The sequence below is a fragment of the Xanthomonas sp. WHRI 10204 genome (assembly GCF_040202875.1).
Classification (GTDB): Bacteria; Pseudomonadota; Gammaproteobacteria; order Xanthomonadales; family Xanthomonadaceae; genus Xanthomonas.
Window position 1 is genome coordinate 1,231,501 of the sequence record NZ_JBEGDW010000002.1, and the last position, 18,982, is coordinate 1,250,482.

The 18,982-nt window shown below is 65.4% G+C and carries 17 protein-coding genes; 3 read left to right on the forward strand and 14 right to left on the reverse strand.

Annotated features, from left to right (window positions below; genetic code table 11):
• Positions 1-142: 142 nt before the first annotated feature.
• The 14 genes from ftsZ to mraZ form a co-directional block, all read right to left on the reverse strand.
• The gene (gene ftsZ / locus ABQZ00_RS16270; protein WP_055850941.1) at positions 143-1,378 is read right to left on the reverse strand and encodes a cell division protein FtsZ; all 1,236 of its coding nucleotides are present in this window, start codon (positions 1,376-1,378) and stop codon (positions 143-145) included.
• 291 nt (positions 1,379-1,669) lie between these two features.
• A complete protein-coding gene (ftsA, locus tag ABQZ00_RS16275) occupies positions 1,670-2,905 on the reverse strand; it encodes a cell division protein FtsA (protein ID WP_003485272.1) in 1,236 nt (411 codons plus the stop codon).
• Complete coding sequence (locus ABQZ00_RS16280; RefSeq protein ID WP_323538760.1) at positions 2,902-3,759, reverse strand: cell division protein FtsQ/DivIB; 858 nt, start codon at positions 3,757-3,759, stop codon at positions 2,902-2,904. The genes ftsA and ABQZ00_RS16280 overlap by 4 nt, the downstream gene beginning before the upstream one ends.
• A gap of 106 nt (positions 3,760-3,865) precedes the next feature.
• Entirely contained in the window at positions 3,866-4,822 is a 957-nt protein-coding gene (locus ABQZ00_RS16285) for a D-alanine--D-alanine ligase (protein ID WP_323538759.1), read from the reverse strand.
• Positions 4,819-6,252 carry a UDP-N-acetylmuramate--L-alanine ligase gene (murC, locus tag ABQZ00_RS16290; RefSeq protein ID WP_055850935.1) on the reverse strand — a complete coding sequence of 478 codons (1,434 nt, stop codon included), beginning with the start codon at positions 6,250-6,252 and terminating at the stop codon, positions 4,819-4,821. Before murC ends, ABQZ00_RS16285 begins: the two co-directional genes overlap by 4 nt.
• The gene (gene murG / locus ABQZ00_RS16295; RefSeq protein ID WP_323538758.1) at positions 6,249-7,529 is read right to left on the reverse strand and encodes an undecaprenyldiphospho-muramoylpentapeptide beta-N-acetylglucosaminyltransferase; all 1,281 of its coding nucleotides are present in this window, start codon (positions 7,527-7,529) and stop codon (positions 6,249-6,251) included. Before murG ends, murC begins: the two co-directional genes overlap by 4 nt.
• Positions 7,526-8,905 (reverse strand): putative lipid II flippase FtsW, encoded by a 1,380-nt coding sequence (ftsW, locus tag ABQZ00_RS16300; RefSeq protein WP_115527106.1) that lies wholly within the window; start codon positions 8,903-8,905, stop codon positions 7,526-7,528. The genes murG and ftsW overlap by 4 nt, the downstream gene beginning before the upstream one ends.
• A complete protein-coding gene (gene mraY / locus ABQZ00_RS16305; RefSeq protein WP_055850927.1) occupies positions 8,905-9,990 on the reverse strand; it encodes a phospho-N-acetylmuramoyl-pentapeptide-transferase in 1,086 nt (361 codons plus the stop codon). The genes ftsW and mraY overlap by 1 nt, the downstream gene beginning before the upstream one ends.
• Positions 9,980-11,473 (reverse strand): UDP-N-acetylmuramoyl-tripeptide--D-alanyl-D-alanine ligase, encoded by a 1,494-nt coding sequence (locus ABQZ00_RS16310; RefSeq protein WP_323538757.1) that lies wholly within the window; start codon positions 11,471-11,473, stop codon positions 9,980-9,982. Before ABQZ00_RS16310 ends, mraY begins: the two co-directional genes overlap by 11 nt.
• On the reverse strand, positions 11,470-12,945 hold the full coding sequence (locus tag ABQZ00_RS16315; RefSeq protein ID WP_323538869.1) for a UDP-N-acetylmuramoyl-L-alanyl-D-glutamate--2,6-diaminopimelate ligase: 1,476 nt from the start codon (positions 12,943-12,945) through the stop codon (positions 11,470-11,472). The genes ABQZ00_RS16310 and ABQZ00_RS16315 overlap by 4 nt, the downstream gene beginning before the upstream one ends.
• An 8-nt stretch (positions 12,946-12,953) precedes the next feature.
• On the reverse strand, positions 12,954-14,816 hold the full coding sequence (locus ABQZ00_RS16320) for a peptidoglycan D,D-transpeptidase FtsI family protein (protein ID WP_055850920.1): 1,863 nt from the start codon (positions 14,814-14,816) through the stop codon (positions 12,954-12,956).
• A gap of 211 nt (positions 14,817-15,027) precedes the next feature.
• Positions 15,028-15,291 (reverse strand): cell division protein FtsL, encoded by a 264-nt coding sequence (ftsL, locus tag ABQZ00_RS16325; protein WP_055850917.1) that lies wholly within the window; start codon positions 15,289-15,291, stop codon positions 15,028-15,030.
• The gene (gene rsmH / locus ABQZ00_RS16330; protein ID WP_323538868.1) at positions 15,288-16,346 is read right to left on the reverse strand and encodes a 16S rRNA (cytosine(1402)-N(4))-methyltransferase RsmH; all 1,059 of its coding nucleotides are present in this window, start codon (positions 16,344-16,346) and stop codon (positions 15,288-15,290) included. Before rsmH ends, ftsL begins: the two co-directional genes overlap by 4 nt.
• Before the next feature lie 14 nt (positions 16,347-16,360).
• Complete coding sequence (gene mraZ, locus ABQZ00_RS16335; protein ID WP_033006748.1) at positions 16,361-16,807, reverse strand: division/cell wall cluster transcriptional repressor MraZ; 447 nt, start codon at positions 16,805-16,807, stop codon at positions 16,361-16,363.
• A gap of 323 nt (positions 16,808-17,130) precedes the next feature.
• Between mraZ and ABQZ00_RS16340 the strand changes: the two genes are divergently transcribed.
• The 3 genes from ABQZ00_RS16340 to ABQZ00_RS16350 are packed head-to-tail and all read left to right on the forward strand — an operon-like array spanning position 17,131 to position 18,514.
• Entirely contained in the window at positions 17,131-17,898 is a 768-nt protein-coding gene (locus tag ABQZ00_RS16340) for an NRDE family protein (RefSeq protein ID WP_323538756.1), read from the forward strand.
• 50 nt (positions 17,899-17,948) lie between these two features.
• A complete protein-coding gene (locus tag ABQZ00_RS16345; RefSeq protein WP_055850909.1) occupies positions 17,949-18,200 on the forward strand; it encodes a type II toxin-antitoxin system CcdA family antitoxin in 252 nt (83 codons plus the stop codon).
• Entirely contained in the window at positions 18,197-18,514 is a 318-nt protein-coding gene (locus tag ABQZ00_RS16350; protein WP_323538755.1) for a CcdB family protein, read from the forward strand. Before ABQZ00_RS16345 ends, ABQZ00_RS16350 begins: the two co-directional genes overlap by 4 nt.
• Positions 18,515-18,982: the final 468 nt, after the last annotated feature.

Here is an 18,982-nt window from a genome sequence, read left to right on the forward strand (position 1 = left end):
GACGAAACGTGTCATGTCCCGGTCTTGCCATTGTAAAAGCTGCCGGATCGTGACCGATCCGGCAGAAAAGGACATGGCATTACACCCCCGACAGCGTCGGGTGGGACGGGCTACGCCGCCGTAGCAACGTAGCCGACGCCCATCAGTCGGCCTGGCGGCGCAGGAACGCCGGGATATCCAGGTAATCGTTGGGCAGGTCTGCAGCCGGCGGCGCAGCATTGCCGGCGCTGTGGCTGCTGCCGACCGAGTCGCTGCTCGGACGACGCAGGCCCAGGCCCATGCTGCCGCCGACGGCCTTGGACACCGCGTCGCCGCTGGTGGTGTCGAAGTCGCCAAATTCCGGCTGGCCGGTGGTGGCATTGCGCACCAGCTTGATCGGCGCGCGCTGGTCCGGACGCTGGGTCTGGCGGGAAACCGCACGGTTCAAGCCAGTGGCGACCACGGTGACGCGCACTTCGTCCTGCATGTCCGGGTCGAGCACGGTGCCGACGACCACGGTCGCATCTTCCGACGCGAACGCTTCGATGGTGCGGCCGATCTCGTCGAACTCGGCCATGGTGAAGTCCGGGCCGGCGGTGATGTTGACCAGGATGCCGTTGGCACCCGCCAGGTTCACATCGTCCAGCAGCGGGTTCTGGATGGCGGCTTCGGCAGCGGCCTGCGCGCGATCGTCGCCGCGTGCCGAACCGGTGCCCATCATGGCCAGACCCATTTCCGACATCACGGTGCGCACGTCGGCAAAGTCGACGTTGATCAGACCCGGACGCACGATCAGATCGGCGATGCCCTGCACGGCGCCCTGCAGCACGTCGTTGGCAGCGCGGAAGGCCTGGATCATGGTGGCGTTGCGGCCAAGCACGGTGATCAGCTTTTCATTGGGAATGGTGATCAGCGAGTCGCAATGCTGGCTCAGTTCCTCGATGCCCTTCAACGCCACCTGCATGCGGCGACGGCCTTCGAACGGGAACGGCTTGGTGACCACGGCCACGGTCAGGATGCCCATTTCCTTGGCCAGCTGCGCAACCACGGGGGCCGCGCCGGTACCGGTGCCGCCGCCCATGCCGGCGGTGATGAACACCATGTCCGCACCCTGCAGCGCGTCCATGATGCGTTCGCGATCTTCCAGCGCCGCCTGACGGCCGACTTCCGGATTGGCGCCTGCGCCCAGGCCCTTGGTCACGTTGGTGCCGAGCTGCAGCTGCAACTTGGCGCCGCAGTTCTTGATCGCCTGCGAGTCGGTGTTGGCGGTGATGAATTCCACGCCATCGACATTGGTGTTGACCATGTGCGCAACCGCGTTACCGCCGCCACCACCCACGCCAACGACCTTGATTACCGCGTTGGGAGCCATCTTTTCGATCAGTTCAAAATGTGCCATGTCAGTGTCCTTTTTAGATGCCGTGAATGGGGAATCGGGAATGGGGAATCGGATTGCTCCGTTCGCCAGCCCAACACCCGCATGTCGGCGAATGTTGTTGTTTGAATGCCGGGAAATGGGGAATTGGGAATGGGGAATCGCAACAGCGAATCACCTCCACGCCAACCACTGCTTCCTCGGTGTCACCACAAAAAAACTACGCCCTGCCCGCTCTCACCGCTCTCCACTCAAACCTGCCGCAACCGCTTTGCTTTTGCTTCAACCAATTCTCGAATCCCGATTCCCGATTCTTCAGAATTCGCCGCGATACCAGTTCTTCAATTTCTTGAACAAGCTTCCCGCGCGCCCGGTCGGGATCGACGGGCGGCGCGGGTGTTCAATCTGGCTGCCCATTAGCAACAGGCCCACGCCGGAGGCGTGCACCGGGTTGCCGACAACTTCGCCCAGGCCGGTCACGTGCTGCGGAATGCCCACGCGCACCGGCATCTGCAACATCTCTTCGGCCAGTTCGACCACGCCTTCCATCTTCGACGCGCCACCGGTGAGCACCATGCCGGCGCGCACCATTTCTTCGAAGCCGGAGCGGCGCAGTTCGGCCTGCACCATTTCAAAAATTTCTTCGTAACGGCCCTGCACAGCCTGCGCGAGCGCGTGACGCGGCATGCGGCGCGGCGGGCGGTCGCCCACCGACGGCACCTGGATGCTTTCTTCGGCGGTGGCCAGCTGCGCCAGGGCGCAGGCGTAGCGCACCTTGATCTGCTCGGCTTCCGGCGTAGGCGTACGCAGCATGTGCGCGATGTCGTTGGTGACGTGGTCACCAGCGATCGGCAGCGACGCGGTGTGGCAGATCGCGCCCTGCACGTACACCGCCAAGTCGGTGGTGCCGGCGCCGATATCCACCAGCACCACGCCCAACTCGCGCTCGTCGGCGGTCAGCACGGCAACCGACGAGGCCAGCGAGGACAGCACCAGATCGTCCACCTGCAGGCCGCATTTCTGCACGCACTTTGTGATGTTGGCGGCGGCCGATTGCGCGCACACGACCAGGTGCGCATGCACCTCCAGGCGCACGCCAGTCATGCCGACCGGGTTGCGGATACCTTCCTGCGAATCGTCCAGCACGTATTCGCGCGGGATCGCATGCAGGATGCGTTGGTCGGCAGGAATGGCCACGGCCTTGGCGGCGTCGAGCACGCGCTCCAGGTCGCTCCAGGTCACTTCGCCGTCGCGGATCGGCACGATGCCGGGCGAGTTCTTGCACTGCACGTGGTTGCCGGAGATCGATGCGTACACCGAGCGGATTTCGCAGCCGGCCATCAGCTCGGCTTCTTCGACCGCGCGCTGGATCGACTGCACGGTGGATTCGATATCCACCACCACGCCGCGCTTGAGACCGCGCGACTCATGCGAACCGATGCCGATCACTTCGATCGGATTGCCGGGCGAGTACTCGCCGACCAGCGCGACGACCTTGGAGGTGCCGATGTCCAGTCCAACGATGAGGGATTTGTCGCCTTTGCGATTCATGTATGCAGACTGCGTTGAAGAGTGAATGACGGAAGCGCAGAGGCCAGACGATCGATCAGGCGATGCGGAAAGCGCGCGGCGATGGGAGGTACCTCGGCCGGCGGCGCGCCGGGTGTCGCCGGCGCAGTGGTCTTGGATTTTTTGGCGTCGTGCGGGGTCTCGCCCGGCGCGCGTTCGACCGTAAAGCCGTTGGTGTAGCGCAGGTCGGCGCGCGCGATCGGGCGCTGCGGATCGGCCAGCTGCGGCAGCACGCGTGCGAATCGCTGCAGGCGCGCACGCGCATCGTCGCGGCCGATCACGATCTGCAGCCCATTACTCAAACCCAGCGACCAGCTGCCGCGCGCGTCCATCTCCAGACGCTCCACGTCCAGCCCGGTCGGCGCGAACAATGCGCGCGACTCGTTGTACAGCGCCACCACATCCTGGGTCTTGCTGTCCGGGCCGCCGAGTTGCGGCAACTTGAAATCCTTCAACAACGGCGGGGTGCGGAATAACCGGCCCTGTTCGGACAGCATGCGGTCGGTACCCCAGCGCGCGAACGGCTTGTGCTCGGTCACATGCACTTCCAGCACGTCCGGCCAACGCTTGCGCACCTGCGCGCTTTCCACCCACGGCAAGCGCGCGATGGCGTCTTGCGCCTGTTGCAGCTTCACCGCAAAAAAGCCCGAGCGTGCATACGGCAATACCACCGCGCGCAATTCTTCGGCCGGCACTCGCTTGAAATCGCCGGACACCCGCAACTTCGCCAACGGCCAGCGCTCGGCACCCACCCATCCATTGAGCACGGCCACCACCGGCAACGCGACCAGCGCCACCGCGATCAACCAGGCCAGGATGCGCAGGGTGGCGTTCATGGGCACGCTCCGCGTGTGGGAATGGGGAATCGGGAATAGGGAATCGCAACGGCAACAACGCGGCCGCTGTTACCGATTCCCGATTTCCGATTCCCCATTCCCGGCGTCATAGCGTCTGCTCCAGCACGCGCCAGACCAGTTCTTCGAAATCGATGCCGAGCTGACGCGCGGCTTTGGGGACTAGCGAGTGGCTGGTCATGCCCGGAGCGGTGTTCACTTCGAGCAGATACAGCCGGCCGCTGCTGCGATCGCGCATGACATCGACGCGGCCCCAACCGCGTGCGCCAGCAGCGCGGAACGCGTCCAGTGCCAGCTGACCGATCTGGGTTTCGGCATCGCCATCCAGACCCGGGCACAGGTACTGGGTATCGTCGGCCACGTACTTGGCGTTGTAGTCGTACCACTGGCCCTTCGGCACGATGCGGATCGACGGCAGCGCGGTCTCGCCGAGCACGGCCACGGTGAGTTCGTCGCCTTCGATCAGTTGTTCCATCAACAACGCGCCGTCGTAGCGCGCAGCCAGCAGCACCGCTTCTTCGAGTTGGGCCTGATCGAACACGCGGCTGATGCCGACGCTGGAGCCTTCGTTAGCGGGCTTGACGATCACCGGCAAGCCGATCTGTCGTGCAGCGGCGTGGATCTGGTCTGCGCTGGCGCCGGCGGCCAGACGCGCGTAACGCGGCGTCGGCAAATCCAGCGACAACCACACCTGCTTGGTGCGGATCTTGTCCATGCTCAACGCCGAGCCGAGCACGTTGGAGCCGGTGTACGGAATGCCGAAGGCTTCCATCAAGCCTTGCACGATGCCGTCTTCGCCGCCGCCGTTATGGCCATGCAATACGTTGAACACGCGGTCGAAGCGCTGCGCGACCAGTGCTTGCGCCAATGCGGGAATGCCGTCGACCGGCTGCGCATCGACACCGCGCGCGCGCAGCGCGTCCAGCACGTTGCTGCCGGAATTCAGCGACACTTCGCGCTCGGACGAGGTACCGCCGAGCAGCACGGCGACACGCCCGAACGCTGCCGGATCGTTGCTGCGTGCAGCGGCGATCACCGCGCTCATGCCTGCTCTCCGACAAAACCGTGATTGATGATGTGCTGCGCCACATAGCCGATGTCGCCGGCACCCATCATCAACAGCAGATCGCCGTCCTGCAGCACGTCCGGCAACACTTCGGCCAGGCCGGCAATCTGACCAACCACGACCGGCTCGCTACGGCCGCGCGCACGGATGGCACGCGCCAGGGCACGCGAGTCTGCACCGGGAATCGGCGCTTCGCCGGCCGGATAGACTTCACTCAACACCAATGCATCGACGGTGCTGAGCACGGCGGCGAATGCGTCGAACTGATCGCGGGTACGGCTGTAACGGTGCGGCTGGAATGCGACGACCAGGCGCTTGTCCGGCCAGCCACCGCGGGCGGCGGCGAACACCGCTTCCAGCTCGCGCGGGTGGTGGCCGTAATCGTCGACCACCCGCACGCGTGCACCGGTGCTGGTGGTGACTTCGCCCAGATCGTTGAAACGCCGGCCGATGCCCGCAAAATTTTCCAGCGCACGCGCAATGGTCTGCGGCTCCACGCCGAGCTGCCAACCGATCGCGGCAGCGGCCAGTGCATTGAGCACGTTGTGACGGCCCGGCAAGGCCAGCGTCACCGGCGTGGTGGTGCCTTCGGGCAGACGCAGGGTGAAGCGCATGCGCGGGCCGTCCTGCACCACATCTTCGGCGCGTACGTCGGCGTTTTCGCTCATGCCGTAGCTCATCACGTGGCGCGGCGTTTTGCCGGCCAGTGCGGCCACTTCCGGGTCGTCGATACACAGCAGGGCCAGGCCATAGAACGGCAGGCGCTGCAGGAATTCTGCGAATGCCGCCTGGATGCGCGAGAAATCGTTGCCGTAGTTTTCCAGGTGATCCGAGTCGATGTTGGTAATCACCGCCATCAACGGATTCAGGCGCAGGAAGCTGCCATCGCTTTCATCGGCTTCGGCCACCAGCCACTGGCCGCCACCGAGCTTGGCATTGGCGCCGGCCGCCAACAGTTGCCCGCCGATGACGAAGGTCGGGTCCAGGCCACCTTCGCTCAGCACGGCCGCAGCCAGGCTGGTGGTGGTGGTCTTGCCGTGCGTGCCGGCGACTGCGATGCCGCGACGGAAGCGCATCAATTCGGCCAGCATCGCCGCGCGCGGCATGATCGGAATGCGCTGGCTGCGCGCTTCCATCAGCTCGGGGTTGTCTTCGCGGATCGCGCTGGACACCACCACGCAGTCGGTACCGAGCACGTTGGCGGCCGAGTGGCCGCGCATCACGCGCGCACCGAGCTTGGCCAGGCGGCGGGTGGCCGCATTGTCAGCGTTGTCCGAGCCGGACACTTCATAGCCCAGCGTCAGCATGACCTCGGCAATGCCGCTCATGCCGGTGCCGCCGATGCCGACGAAGTGCACGCGCGGAAATGCGCGGACCAGATCGCCACTGTCCTGCAGACGGCGGATCACTGGGCACCTCCTGAGGAAATGCGAATCGGGAATCGGGAATCGGGAATCGTGTGAAGCGAAGCACCAACGGCGACGGACGCCTGGTCGGTGCGCTTGTCTGCGTGCATTGAGGTGTATTCCTGCGGTTGATCTGAGCTCTTCCTATCCCCCAATCCCGACTCACCACTCCCGGCCTCTTGCAGAATGATGTCGGCAATGCGCTCGGCGGCATCCGGTTTGGCCAGGGTGCGGGCGGCTTGCGCCATCGACAGGCGGCGCGCGGGGTCGGTGAGCAGGGTCTGCAAGACCTGCTGCAGGCGCACGGGCAAGGTGTCGTCCTGCTTGAGCAGCACGGCGGCGTCGGCGCCGACCAGATATTCGGCATTGCGGGTCTGGTGATCGTCGACAGCGGCGGCAAAGGGCACCAGCACGCTGCCGACACCGGCGGCGCACAGCTCGGCCAGGGTAGAGGCGCCGGCGCGGCACACCACCAGATCGGCCCAAGCGTAGGCGGCGGCCATGTCGGCAATGAACGGTTCGACGCTCGCCTGTACCGCAGCCTGCGCATAGGAAGCCTCGGCTTCGGCGCGCAGCTTTTCGCCGCACTGATGGCGCACTTCGACATCCGGATGCCCGAGCGCGGCCAGTGCCGACGGCACGGCTTGATTCAATGCGCGTGCGCCCTGGCTGCCGCCGAGCACCAACACGCGTACGGGGCCACCCCGCCCGATCAAGCGCGTGGACGGCGCAGGAAGCGCGGCGATTTCTGCGCGCACCGGATTACCCACCGCTTCTTCGCCAGCAAAGCTGCCGGGGAAACCGGTCAGTACGCGGCGCGCAAAACGCGACAACACCTTGTTGGTCATGCCGGGCGCGCGATTTTGTTCGTGCACGAGCAATGGCACGCCGAGCAGACGTGCAGCCAAGCCACCCGGGCCAGCCGCAAAGCCGCCGAAGCTGACCACCGCGCGCGGCTGTCGCTTGCGCAACACGAAGCCGGCAGCGCGCACTGCACGCATCACCCGCACCGGTGCGCCAAGCAACTTGATCACGCCCTTGCCGCGCAGGCCACTGATGGCCAGCGTGTCAATCTGAATATCGTGCTGCGGCACCAGCCGCGTTTCCATTGCGCCGTCGGCGCCCAGCCAGGTCACTGGCACGCCACGCGCACGCAGCACCTTGGCCACTGCCAGACCCGGGAAAATATGCCCGCCGGTGCCGCCAGCCAAAATCATGACAGGTCGACCGCCCGCAGATGGTTGTGCGGGATGTTGCGAGGGATTCGCATCAACGCTCATGCAATCCTCCCGAAGGTCGGTTCCACACGCGGCTGCATGCGGCTGGTGCCACGCAGGATGGCCGATGCCGGCGCCACCGAGGGTGCTGCAGCTGACGTCGCTGCCACCGGTGCAGGCGCCGCCGCAGTCTCGCGCTGCGGCTTGCGTCCCGCTGCATAGGCAGGCGGCACCGACTCGACCACCGGCTCGGCCGGCTCAGCCGATGGCGCGCCCGCACCCTGCGGCGACAACTTGCTGCGCAGGCGCTCGGCGCGATCCATTTCATAGGACACGCGCAGCAGCAAGCCCATCGCCACGCACGTCATCAGCACCGACGAACCGCCGGAGGAAATCAACGGCAGGGTCAGGCCCTTGGTTGGCAAAATGCCCAGATTCACACCCACCGACACGAAGCTCTGCAGGCTGATCCACAGACCGATACCGAAGGCGATGTAGCCGGAGAAATGGCGCTTCATCTCCACGCAGCGCATGCCCAGCCAGAACGCTCGGCCGACCAGCAGTGCGTACAGCGAGATCACACCGCAGACGCCGACAAAACCCAGCTCTTCGGCAATCACCGAAAAGATGAAGTCGGTATGCGCTTCGGGCAGATAGTTGAGCTTCTGCACCGAGGCACCCAGCCCTGCGCCGGTCCACTGGCCGCGGCCGACCGCCATCAACGCGTTCGACAACTGATAGCCGGAGCCCAGCTGATCGGCCCACGGATCCAGGAACGAGGTGATGCGACGCAGGCGGTACGGCTCCAGAATCGCGATGAAGGCGAACACCGGCAGGCCGAACACGATGGGCATCGACATGCGCGGCAGGTTCACCCCGCCCAGCACCAGCATGCCGGCGGTGATCGCCAGCAGCAGCGTGGACGAGCCGAAGTCCGGCTGCATCAGCAACAGCCCCACCAATGCGATCGCCACACCCAGCGGCTTGAGCATCGCTGGCCAGGTCGCGTTGACCTCATCGCGAAAGCGCACCAGGTAGCTGGACAGCCACACGATGTAGAGCACCTTGACCGCTTCCACGGTCTGGAATTTCGACACGCCCAGGTTGATCCAGCGCTTGGCGCCGTTGACGCTGCTGCCCAGGCCGGGCACGAACACCACCATCAACAGACCGAAGCAGGCCAGCAGCAATACCTGGTTGTATTGCTCGATGGTCTTGAGCTCGGTACGCATCGCCCAGAACGCCAGGCCCACGCCGATGCCCAGAAACAGCAGATGGCGGGTCAGGTAATAAAACGGGTTGTCGGACAGCTCGATCGAACTGGACGCCACCATCACCACGCCCAGCGACGCGAGCGTGGCCGCCGCGCCGAGCAGCCACGGGTCGTAGCGGCCGCCGATGGCGTCCAGTCGTGTGGCCTGGCGGGACATGTCGTTCATCAGCGCACCTTCAACGTGGCAAGGCCGATCAGCACCAGCACCACCGAAATAATCCAGAAGCGCACGATCACGCGCGGCTCCGGCCAACCCTTGAGTTCGAAGTGGTGGTGGATCGGCGCCATGCGGAACACGCGCTTGCCGGTGAGCTTGAAGCTGGCGACCTGGATCATCACCGACAGCGTTTCGATGACGAACACGCCGCCCATGATCACCAGCACCATTTCCTGGCGCACGATCACCGCGATGGTGCCAAGCACCGCACCCAGCGAAAGCGCGCCGATGTCGCCCATGAACACCATGGCCGGGTAGGTGTTGAACCACAGAAAGCCCAGACCTGCCCCGGCGATCGCCGAGCAGATGATGATCAGCTCGCCGGCGCCCGGAATCAGCGGGATTTTCAGGTATTCGGCAAACACCACGTTACCCGAGGCATATGCAAATACGCCCAGCGCGCAGGCCACCAGCACGGTCGGCATGATCGCCAGACCATCCAGACCGTCGGTGAGGTTCACCGCGTTGGAGAAGCCGACGATCCAGAAATAAGCGATCACCACGAAGCTCACGCCGGCCAGCGGCAGCGCGATCGACTTGAACATCGGAATGTAGAAGGTGATCGCCGCCGGCACGTCGGCGGTGTAGAACAGGAACAGGCCGGCGGCCAGGCCGAAGATCGACTGCAGCAGATACTTCCAGCGCGACTTGAGGCCGTTGGGATCGCGACGCACGATCTTGATCCAGTCGTCGTACCAGCCGATCGCACCGAAGCAGAGCATCACCGCCAGCACCAGCCACACATAACGGTTGCGCAAGTCGCCCCACAGCAGCACCGACAAGGTGACGGTGAGCAGGATCAGCGAGCCGCCCATGGTCGGCGTGCCGGCCTTGGAGAAATGCGTTTGCGGGCCGTCCTGGCGGATCGGCTGGCCGCCCTTGAACTGGGCCAGCTTGCGGATCACTGCAGGGCCCATCCACAAAGACAGGAACAACGACGTCAACGCCGCCAGAATGCCGCGGAAGGTCAGATAGTTGAACAGCCCGAACAGGCTCTCCAGTTGCTGTAGCCAACGCGCCAGCTCAAGCAGCATGGGAGGCATCCTCCGACGGTGCGAGCAGCGCGGCGACGATGCGGTCCATGGCGCTGCCGCGGGAGCCTTTTACCAGCAGCGTGGGCGGAAGTTGCGCGGGGGTGGCGACAGCCTGCGCCGCCGCACCAGTGTGTTCGTGCATCAAAGAAGATTCCTGCGTTTGAGTCTGCGAACCGGCGACCTGCGCCAGATCCGCCTGCAATGCCGTCGCCAAGGCGGCATGTGTGGCAAACACGCGGCCGCCCTCGCCGAACGCCTGCGCGGCAGCGGCGCTGAGCTCGCCCAACGCGTATAGACGCTGCAACTTGGCCGCGCGTGCGCGACGTCCGGCAGCGGCATGCAGTGCCGCGGCGTCGGCGCCGAGTTCGCGCATGTCGCCCAGCACCAGCCAGCCATCGCCCGGCGCGGCAGCCAGTGCATCGATGGCCGCATCCAGCGAGCCAGGGTTGGCGTTGTAACTGTCGTCGATCAACACCGCGCCACCGGGCAAGCGATGGGCGATCTGCCGGCCAGCCACCGGGCGCGCCTGCGCCAGGCCAGCGGCGATGATCGGCAGCGCGATCCCGGCGCCCAGTGCCAAGCCGGTCGCAGCCAATGCGTTGAGCACGTTGTGGCGGCCCGGCAATGGCAGCGCAATCTGCGCCTCGCCCTGAGGGGTTACCAGCGTGAACTGCGCGCCGTCGGCCTGCAGTCGCAGTTGACGTGCGGTGATATCGGCGCTGGCCTGCAGGCCATAACGCAACACGCGACGGCCCTGCACGGGCTGCGCGTGCAGTTGCTGCTCGAACCAGGCGCCGAAAGCATCGTCGGCATTGATCACCGCCACGCCATCGGACGGCAGCGCGGCATAGATCGCGCCCTTGGTCTGTGCAACGCCGAGCAGGCTGCCCAGGCGCTCCAGGTGCGCCGGCGCGATGTTGTTGACCAGCGCAACATGCGGCCGCGCGATGTCGGTGAGGTAGGCGATATCGCCCGGCTTGCCGGCACCCATTTCATAGATGGCAACATCTGCATCGTCCGGCGCGGCGATCACTGCCAGCGGCAAGCCGATTTCGTTATTGCGATTGCCCGGCGTGGCATAGACGGTGGTGCCATCGACACGCCCTGCTTCGGTCAGGATCGACAGCAGCAGCGCCTTGACGCTGGTCTTGCCGTTGGACCCGGTCAACGCGATCACGCGGGTGGCGCGATCGCGCTGCATGCCGGCAGCAATCCGCGCCAGCGCCAGCTCAGTGTTCTGCACCAACACCTGCGGCACGCTCAGCGTGGGCAACAAACGATCCACCAGCAACCCGCTGGCGCCCTGCGCGAGCGCATCGGCAGCGAAGTCGTGCCCATCGAACCGCTCGCCGCGCAGCGCCACATACAGGCTGCCGTTGGACAGCGTGCGCGTGTCGTTGCCGACCGCATCGATCATGGCATCGTAGCCGTGCAGCTCGCCGCCTGCCCAATGCGCGATCAACGACAGCGGGGTGAGCTTCATGCGCGCACTCCCAGCACGGTGCGCGGCAGCAAGGCCTGCGCCGCCACCACTGCATCGTCGAAGGCATGCTGCACGCCAGCCACTTCCTGGTACGGCTCGTGGCCCTTGCCGGCGATCAGCACGATGTCCGACGCGCTAGCCATGCTGATGGCCTGATGGATCGCAACGGCGCGGTCGCGCTGCACGATGGCTGCATCCGGGCGCGCAAAGCCGCGCACGATATCGGCAACGATGACATCGCCGTCTTCGCCGCGCGGGTTGTCGTCGGTGACGATTGCCACATCGGCATTGAGTTCGGCAATGGCGGCCATTTGCGAGCGCTTGCCGGTGTCGCGTTCGCCGCCGCAACCGAACACGCAGATCAGCCGGTCCTGCGCATGCGAGCGCAGGCTGGCCAATGCCTGTTCCAGCGCGTCGGGCGTGTGTGCGTAATCGACCACTACCAGCGGTGCGCCATGCGCGCCACCGAGGCGATTCATGCGGCCGTGGATCGGCTGCAGCTGGCCCAACACCTGGGCGATCTGCACCGGCGCATGATCCAGCGCATGCAAGGCACCGGCGACCGCCAGCAGGTTGTCCACGTTGAAGCGACCCAGCAATGGCGAATGCACGGCGTGGACGCTGGCATCGATCCGCAGCGCGAAGCTGATGCCGTTGTGATCCAGCTGCAGTGCGTCGGCGCGCAGCGTGGCGCCAGCCTGCCCGCGCGAACTCACACCGATCGCGCGCAGCGCAGGATCGAGCGAGGCGAACAGGGTGCGGCCGAATGCGTCGTCCAGATTCACCACCGCAGCTTGCAACCCAGCGCGCGTGAACAGCTTGGCCTTGGCCGCGCCGTACTGCGCCATATCGCCGTGATAATCGAGATGATCGCGGGTGAGATTGGTGAACACCGCCACGTCGAAATGCACCGCATCCACGCGGCCCTGATCGAGCGCGTGCGAGCTCACTTCCATCGCTGCGGCTTGCGCGCCTTCATCGCGCAGCTGTGCCAGCAACGCATGCGTGGGCAGCACCAACGGCGTGGTGAAACCGGTCGGGACGGCGCTGCCATACAGGCCGACGCCCAGCGTCCCGAGCGTGCCGGTGGGCGTGCCGAGCAAGGTCAGCGCCTGCGCCAGCAGCTGCACGGTGGAGGTCTTGCCGTTGGTGCCGGTGACGCCCACCATCCGCAACGTGCGCGACGGATGGCCATGAAACTGATCGGCCATGCTGCCAAGCCGCGCACGCAAGCCGGGCACGGCAATCGCATCGGCAGGCGCCGGCAGATCGGCAGGCGCGGGCGGCTCGAACAACACCGCCACCGCACCATTGGCGCGCGCCTGCTCGACGAAGCCCAGCCCATGCGCGCCGAAGCCGGCGATCGCCACGAACGCATCGCCTGCGCGCACTGCACGGCTGTCCATCACCAGGCCGGACACCTGCACATCGCGCGCAAGCGTCAGGTCCGGCAGCAGCTGCGACAGCGGCATGGCGCGACTCACTGACGGCTCTCCTGCAACGGCGCAGGCTGCGCAGGCGCAGGCGGCGGTGCGATCGCGGTCGGAATGCCGGCGGAGACTTCATCCACAGGGTCCGGCACCAGCGCCGGATCCAGATCGGCCGGTTGCGGCTTGACGATCGGTTGACCGGTCTTGCCGGCAGCCTGCGCGGCCAGCCACGACTGGATGTCATCCGGCGGCACGTCCATCAACCGCAGCGCACCTTCCATCACCTTGTGGAACACCGGCGCCGACACCAGGCCGCCGTAATACACCTTGCCCTGCGGGTCGTTGATGACGATGACGGTGGCAAAACGCGGGCGCGTGGCCGGTACCAGACCGGCAAACAGCGCGTTGTAATGCCCGCGCTCGTAACCATTGGCGCCGTTCTTGCGCGCGGTACCGGTCTTGCCGGCCACGTGATAGCCCAGGATCGCCGCGCCCTTGGCGCCGCCCTGAGTCACCACCGTCTCCATCATGTCGATGACCTGGCGCGCCACCTCGGGGGTGATCACCTGACGGGTCTCGTTGTGCTGACCACGCACGAAGGTCGGCGGCGTCAGCTTGCCGCCGTTGCCCAGCGTGGCGTACGCCTGCGCAATCTGCAGCGGCGTCACCGACAGGCCGTAGCCGTACGACATCGTGGTCTTGGACGGGCCGCTCCAGCGCGCCGGCTGCAGCACCACACCAGCCGATTCGCCCGGAAAACCGCTATGCGGCGCGCTGCCGTAACCGAAGTTGCGGATCGACTGATAAAACGTCTGGTCCGGCACCTTGGCCGCGATCTTGGCCGCACCGATATTGGAGCTGCGGGTGATCACGCCGGTGACGTTGAGCACGCCGTTGTTGCGCGGCACATCGCGAATGGTGAAGCGCCCCACCGACATATAGCCGGGGTTGGTATCGATGACGGTGTCCTTGGTCACCACACCGGCGGTCAGCGCGGTGGCCACGGTCAACGGCTTCATCGTCGAGCCCGGCTCGACCAGATCGGTGACGGCACGATTGCGCCGTGCCGACGGATTGATGCCGGTCACCGAGTTGGGGTTGTAGGTCGGCAGGTTGACCATCGCCAACACTTCGCCGGTGGCCACATCCATCACCACCATCGACCCGCCAGCGGCATTGTTTTCGACCAACGCGTTACGCAGCTCCTTGTAGGCCAGGAACTGGATGCGGCGGTCGATACTCAGCGTCAGATCCTTGCCCGGCTGCGCCGGACGCACCAGATCCACGCTCTCCACGATGGCGCCGCGCGCATCGCGCACCACCTTCTTGGAGCCGGGCTTGCCGCGCAGCCATTCGTCGAAGGCCAGCTCCAGCCCTTCCTGGCCGCGGTCGTCGATATTGGTGAAGCCCAGCACGTGGGCCATCGCTTCGCCTTGCGGATAGAAGCGACGGAACTCGCGCTGCGAAAACACGCCCGGGATCTTCAACTCGACGATCGCATGCGCCTTGTCCGGGTTGATCCGGCGCTGCAGGTACATGAATTCCTTGCCGGCCTTTTGCGCCAGCTTGGCGTTCAACTCGTCCAGCGGCTGGCCGAGCGCCTTGGCCAACTCGGGAATGCGGTCGGGGTTGCGCAGCAGTTCCTGCGGATTGACCCAGATCGATTCCACCGGCGTGGACACGGCCAACGGCTCGCCATTGCGGTCGGTGATCATGCCGCGCGAGGTGGCGATCGGCAGCTCACGCAGATAGCGCGCTTCGCCCTGGCGCTGATAGAAATCGCGGTTAACCAGCTGCACGAATGCAGCACGCCCGATCAACGTCACCGAACACAAACCCAGCGCGATGCCGACCAGGGTCAGCCGGCCGCGCAGGTTGAAGTTGCTACGGGGGCGGTTGCGGCCGGCTTTCATGGCGCACCTCCGTGTGCGCCACCCTGCGGGCGGCTGCGCCGTGCAAAACGGCTGTCCTGCCGTTTTGTCATGGGCGCACCTGCTTGTGCGCCACTCTGCGGGCGGCTGCGCCGTGCAAAACGGCCGTCGTGCCGTTTTGTCATGGGCGAAGCTGCTTGTGCGCCACCCTGCGGTCGGCTGCGACGTTCAAAAAGGCTGTTGTGCGACTTCGTCATGGGCGCACCACCACGATGTCGTTGGTCTCCGGGAACTTCATCCCGATGCGCGCACGCGCGACCTGATCGACACGATTGCTTTCCGCCCAGGTGGCCTGCTCCAGCTGCAGCCGGCCGAATTCGATATTCAATTCATCGCGCGCGTGTTCGAGCTTGGACAACTGCACGAACAGCTTGCGGTGCATGTGGCGCATGTACACCACCCCGATCGCCGAGGCGATGCTGCAGGCGAGCAGCACGATCAGCAGCAGGCGGCTCATTGGGCGTCTCCGTCCGGAGCCGCCGGGAATCGGGAATCGGGATTTGGGAATCGGGGAGCAGCAGCGCTGTGGCCGTTACCCATTCCCGATTCCCCATTCCCCATTCCCAACTTCTCGGCCACCCGCAGTACTGCGCTGCGCGCACGCGGGTTGACGCTCAACTCGTCGAAGTCGGCCTTGACTGCGCCTGTCACCAGCTGCAGCGTCGGCACGAACGGCTGCGCTTCGGGCAGGCGGCGGTTGCTCGGCGGGGCCTTGGCGTAGCGGGCCATGAACTGCTTGACGATGCGGTCTTCCAGCGAGTGGAAGCTGATCACCGCCAACCGGCCGCCCGGCTTGAGCGCGCCCAGCGCGGCGTCCAGCCCGGCTTCCAGATCGGCCAGCTCGCGGTTGATGTGGATGCGGATGGCCTGAAAGCTGCGCGTGGCCGGATGGGTCTTGCTGTCGCCGCGCGGCATCACCGAAGCGATCAGGTCGGCCAGCTGCGCGGTGCGCAACAACGGCTGCTCGGTGCGGCGCGCCACGATGGCGCGCGCGATGCGGCGGCTCTGGCGTTCTTCGCCATAGGTCCACAACACATCGGCGATCTCGCGATCGCTGGCATGCGCCAGCCACTCGGCCGCGCTCTGTCCGGCGTCCGGATCCATGCGCATGTCCAGCGGGCCGTCCTTGCCGAAACTGAAACCGCGGCCGGCCACGTCCAGCTGCGGCGAGGACACGCCCAGGTCCAGCAGGATGCCGTCGACGGTCGCAGCGGCGACCACCTGACCGAGTCCGGCGAAACTGCCGCGATGGATGGACACGCGCGCATCGCCGCCGAACGTCTGTTCGGCCACCGCGATCGCTTCAGGGTCCTTGTCCATCACCAGCAGTCGACCTCCCGGGCCAAGGTGTTCCAGCACGCCGCGTGCGTGTCCGCCACGCCCGAACGTGCCATCGAGATAGGTTCCGCCTTCGGTCACCTGCAGGCCATCCAGAACCTGCGTGTACAGCACCGGCACATGGGCCGCCGGCGGCTGCGACACCGGGTGACCGGGCTGCGCTTCACCGCGCATCCGGGCACCCCGGCTCACAACCTGAGATCGAGCAATTCATCGCCCAGATCCCCGTCAGACAATGTCTGCTGGATCAGTGCGCGATGTGCCTGCTCGCTCCAGAGTTCGAATTTGTCGCCCATGCCAAGCAGCACGGCTTTCTTCTCGATGCCGACCGCGTTGCGGTGGCTGGCCGGAATGCTCAGACGGCCATTGGCGTCCAGCTCCAGCACGGCGGAGGAACCCACCAGTTTTTGCTGCAGCGTGCGGACCACGCGCTGGGTGTTGGGCTTGGACATCACATCGTCGCGCACCCGCTCCCACTCCTTCTCCGCATACAGCCACAGGCAACCGGCTTCGAACGGGTTGTAGGTGAGCACCAGGCGGTTGCCGCTCACACGCGTGACCAGGTCGCGATACGCGGTAGGTACCGCCATGCGCCCCTTGTCGTCCACCGTGATGGCAGTCTCGCCCTGAAACACCGAATACAACCTCGAATACCCGCTGGGGGATCATTGAACCACGAAAAACCACAAAACACCTGGTTTTCCCTCCGATGCCCACCTTAGCAGTGCGCCAAAGGTTGTCAACAGTTTTCAAGGTCGCAAATCGCCAGTCGCATCAATGAGTTGCAGCACTCTTTAGAGACTTGTTCAAAGCTTATCCACAAGTTGCTGTTTCGTCTCAGATTTTGAGATTGAACAAAAATTCAGGGGCGTGAAGGCTACGTAAACACGACCCGTGTCTCACTTCACACTGCGCCAGCTGCACCGCATGGCTGCGCAAACGCGCCACACTTGGCGGCATGTGCTTAGTCGCTCTTGCCTGGAAAACCCACCCACGTTGGCGCCTGCTGCTGGCAGGCAACCGCGATGAATTCCACGAACGCCCCACCGCACCGCTTGCGCGCTGGGCGGCGCCTGCTGACAACGTGCTGGCCGGGCGCGACCTGCGCTCGGGCGGAAGCTGGGTCGGACTGGGCAGCGACGGCCGAGTCGCCGTGGTGACCAACGCGCGTGACCCGATGGCCACCATGTCCGGGCGCTCGCGCGGTCATCTGATTGCCGACTATCTATCCGGCAGTTCCGACGCGACTGCCTATGCCCAGGAACTGGCCGCGGACGGACACGCGTTCCCACCGTTCAACCTGCTGCTGTGCGACGCCGAGCGCTGCGAACACCTCAGCAATCACCCACCGCTGGCACGCGCGCTGGCTCCCGGCATCCATGGGATGTCCAACGGCCCGCTGGACGCGCCCTGGCCCAAGACCGCTGCGCTAACTGCGGTCTTGCATGACTGGTGCGCCACAGGCAGCGAAGACCTGCAACCGCTGTGGACCGCCCTGGGCAACGCCGCCGTCGCTCCTGACAACGCTCTGCCTCACACCGGCGTCGATCTGCCCACCGAACGCCTGCTCTCGGCCGCCTTCATCGCCGGCCAAAGCTACGGCACCCGCGCCAGCACCATCGTGGCGGTGGATCACGCAGGCAGCGGCTTCATCCACGAACGCCGCTTCGGCCCCGGCGGGACATTCCAGGGCGAAACACGGCTGGACATCTTCGGTACGCGTTGACACTGCGCAATCATGCGCATAGCGTGCGCATGAACGACAGGAGGCTGCCCATGAGCCGTTACTACGACAGTTCCGCGCAAAAGAAACCGCTGAACCTGACCATCAACTCGGACCTGGCCGCACAGGCACGGGCGATGACCGGCAACCTGTCGGCAAAGGTTGAAGAACTGCTGGCCGACTACGTCACCAAAGAGCGCGACAGCCACAGCGCCAGAGCGATGGAACTGCAGCGCGCTGCGAGCGAATGGAAGACCTTCACCGACACGCACGGCTCCTTCGCCGACGAGTTCTCCACCTTATGACCAACCAGTTCGATGTCTACGCAAACGTCGGACAGAACAAGAACATTCCCTACGTGGTCGTGGTCCAGTCGAAGATCTTCGACGCCTCCCCCCGCCGCGTCGTCGTGCCCTTGGTGATCAAGTCCAAGCACTCCCCAACCCCGTCCCGCTTCACCCCGGAACTCACCGTCGCCGGCCAACGCGTCATCCTGCAACCCCTGGAAATGACCTCGGTGCCGCTCGCAGTGCTCAACAACCCTGCCGGCTCCCTCAAGGACCAAGGCCAGACCATCATCGACGCACTGGACGAGCTGTTCACCCGCTCATTCGGCTAGCCATCTCGTCAATGCGGGCAAGCAAGCGCATCGCGCAAGCGCCTCGACCAACCAACCAACTGCAAGCCCCCTTGAGTCAAGGGGGCGCGGCGATAGCCGCGGGGTTCTGGCATGCCCGGAACGGGGCCCGCGTTTTGTACTGCCGCAGGCGGTACGAAGCGTGGGTGTCTTCTTGGGGCGAACGCCCAAAGAAGGCAGCGACACAGCCGCGAGGTTCTGGCATGCCCATCAAATCGCTGGACGCGCAACTCAACCACTCACTCGACTAATCATTACGCAATTGGGGCAAGCGAGCGCATCGCGCAAGCGCATCGACCAACCACCCAACTGCAAGCCCCCTTGAGTCAAGGGGGCGCGGCGACAGCCGCGGGGTTCTGGCATGCCCGGAGCGGGGCCCGCGTTTTGTACTGCCGCAGGCGGTACGAAGCGTGGGTGTCTTCTTGGGGCGAACGCCCAAAGAAGGCAGCG

What these genes read in the sequence shown, in the direction of transcription:
- mraY (WP_055850927.1), bottom strand. Translation starts at nt 9,990, where the DNA reads ATGCTGCTTGAGCTGGCGCGTTGGCTACAGCAACTGGAGAGCCTGTTC.
- ftsL (WP_055850917.1), bottom strand. Translation starts at nt 15,291, where the DNA reads ATGAGCCGCCTGCTGCTGATCGTGCTGCTCGCCTGCAGCATCGCCTCG.
- ABQZ00_RS16280 (WP_323538760.1), bottom strand. Translation starts at nt 3,759, where the DNA reads ATGAACGCCACCCTGCGCATCCTGGCCTGGTTGATCGCGGTGGCGCTG.
- rsmH (WP_323538868.1), bottom strand. Translation starts at nt 16,346, where the DNA reads ATGCGCGGTGAAGCGCAGCCCGGTCACCCGGTGTCGCAGCCGCCGGCG.
- murG (WP_323538758.1), bottom strand. Translation starts at nt 7,529, where the DNA reads ATGAGCGTTGATGCGAATCCCTCGCAACATCCCGCACAACCATCTGCG.
- ftsW (WP_115527106.1), bottom strand. Translation starts at nt 8,905, where the DNA reads ATGAACGACATGTCCCGCCAGGCCACACGACTGGACGCCATCGGCGGC.
- ABQZ00_RS16315 (WP_323538869.1), bottom strand. Translation starts at nt 12,945, where the DNA reads ATGCCGCTGTCGCAGCTGCTGCCGGACCTGACGCTTGCGCGCGATGTG.
- ABQZ00_RS16350 (WP_323538755.1), top strand. Translation starts at nt 18,197, where the DNA reads ATGACCAACCAGTTCGATGTCTACGCAAACGTCGGACAGAACAAGAAC.
- ABQZ00_RS16310 (WP_323538757.1), bottom strand. Translation starts at nt 11,473, where the DNA reads ATGAAGCTCACCCCGCTGTCGTTGATCGCGCATTGGGCAGGCGGCGAG.
- ftsZ (WP_055850941.1), bottom strand. Translation starts at nt 1,378, where the DNA reads ATGGCACATTTTGAACTGATCGAAAAGATGGCTCCCAACGCGGTAATC.
- ABQZ00_RS16285 (WP_323538759.1), bottom strand. Translation starts at nt 4,822, where the DNA reads ATGAGCGCGGTGATCGCCGCTGCACGCAGCAACGATCCGGCAGCGTTC.
- ABQZ00_RS16345 (WP_055850909.1), top strand. Translation starts at nt 17,949, where the DNA reads ATGAGCCGTTACTACGACAGTTCCGCGCAAAAGAAACCGCTGAACCTG.
- ABQZ00_RS16320 (WP_055850920.1), bottom strand. Translation starts at nt 14,816, where the DNA reads ATGAAAGCCGGCCGCAACCGCCCCCGTAGCAACTTCAACCTGCGCGGC.
- ftsA (WP_003485272.1), bottom strand. Translation starts at nt 2,905, where the DNA reads ATGAATCGCAAAGGCGACAAATCCCTCATCGTTGGACTGGACATCGGC.
- ABQZ00_RS16340 (WP_323538756.1), top strand. Translation starts at nt 17,131, where the DNA reads ATGTGCTTAGTCGCTCTTGCCTGGAAAACCCACCCACGTTGGCGCCTG.